Below are 1,277 nucleotides of genomic sequence, written 5' to 3' on the forward strand. Positions count from 1 at the left end.
CGGCTGCGGGAACCGTGTTCGCGCCGATCGGCCGGCGGCGCGGCCGGGTCGCGTTGCTGCAGGGCTGCGCCCAGCAGGTGCTGGCGCCGCGCATCAATCAGGCCGCGATCAACGTCCTGACCCGGCACGGCGTCGAGGTCGTGCTGGTCAAGGACGAGCAATGCTGCGGCGCGTTGACCCATCACATGGGACAGGATGGTGACGCGCTGGCGCGCGCACGGGCCAACATCGCGGTGTGGCAAAGGGAAGCGGACCAGAACGGGCTGGACGCCATTCTGGTGACGACCTCGGGCTGTGGGACAGTTGTCAAAGACTACGGCTACCTGCTGCGCGAGGACAAAACATTCGCCGAGCCGGCCGAGCAAATCTCGGCGCTGGCGAAGGATATCACCGAGTATCTCAGCACTCTCAAGCTTGCACCTTCAACGCAGAAAGGCGACGTCACCGTTGCCTATCACTCGGCTTGTTCGTTGCAGCATGGACAGAAAATCACTCAACTTCCGAAAGAATTGCTTTCCAAGAATGGATTCGTGGTGAAAGATGTACCTGAGAGCCATTTGTGTTGCGGTTCGGCGGGGACCTACAACATTCTCCAGCCCGACATTGCGAGCAGATTGCGCGATCGCAAGGTCGCCAATATTGCGCTTGTCAAACCGGACATGATCGCTGCGGGCAATATTGGCTGCATGGTTCAGATTGCCGGCGGTACGTCAGTTCCTGTGGTGCACACGATTGAGCTTCTCGATTGGGCGACAGGAGGTCCCCGGCCAGGATTGAATTGATCGACTGCCACTCGAGCATGATCCGGACCCCAGCCTTGCCCTGACGCAGCGTGTCTGACGCAATGTGAAGGACCGGCGCTTCCCAGCCACAGACGCGAAGCGATCGCGCGGCCATCATGCCCGACAAGCGAAGTGGAGGGTGCCTCTCCCCGAGGTGCAGTCAACGACCGGCAAGCGATCACTTCAATACGCGGTGGACTCAAATCAGCGGCAACAGGAGGACCACGATGGCGAAGTCGAAGAAGGCGAAGAAAAGCAAGAAGGCCAAAAAGGCCAAGAAGGCGGTAGCGGCGAAGAAGAAGTCCGCGAAGAAGTCGGCCAGGAAGGCCGCGAAGAAATCAGCCAAGAAGTCTGCAAAGAAATCGGCGAAGAAGTCAGCCAAGAAGGCTGCCAGGAAAGCTGCAAAGAAAGCTGCTCCGAAGAAGGCCGCGCCCAAAAAGGCTGCCAAGAAAGCTGCGAAGAAAGCTGCCAAGAAGAGCGCTCCGAAGAAGGCCG

At 59.5% G+C, this 1,277-nt stretch carries 2 protein-coding genes; one reads left to right on the forward strand and one right to left on the reverse strand.

The annotated features are described in order from the left end of the window. Positions 1 to 782, forward strand: a 782-nt coding sequence (locus tag H8A95_RS43100; protein WP_249796413.1) for a heterodisulfide reductase-related iron-sulfur binding cluster, incomplete at its 5' end; no start/stop codon positions are given. Between the two features lie 199 nt (positions 783 to 981). On the opposite strand, the gene H8A95_RS43105 is transcribed toward H8A95_RS43100, so the two are convergent. Beyond that, a partial coding sequence (locus H8A95_RS43105; RefSeq protein WP_229188460.1) for a hypothetical protein occupies positions 982 to 1,277 on the reverse strand: 296 nt, incomplete at its 5' end.

The organism is Bradyrhizobium oropedii (assembly GCF_020889685.1).
Classification (GTDB): domain Bacteria; phylum Pseudomonadota; class Alphaproteobacteria; order Rhizobiales; family Xanthobacteraceae; genus Bradyrhizobium; species Bradyrhizobium oropedii.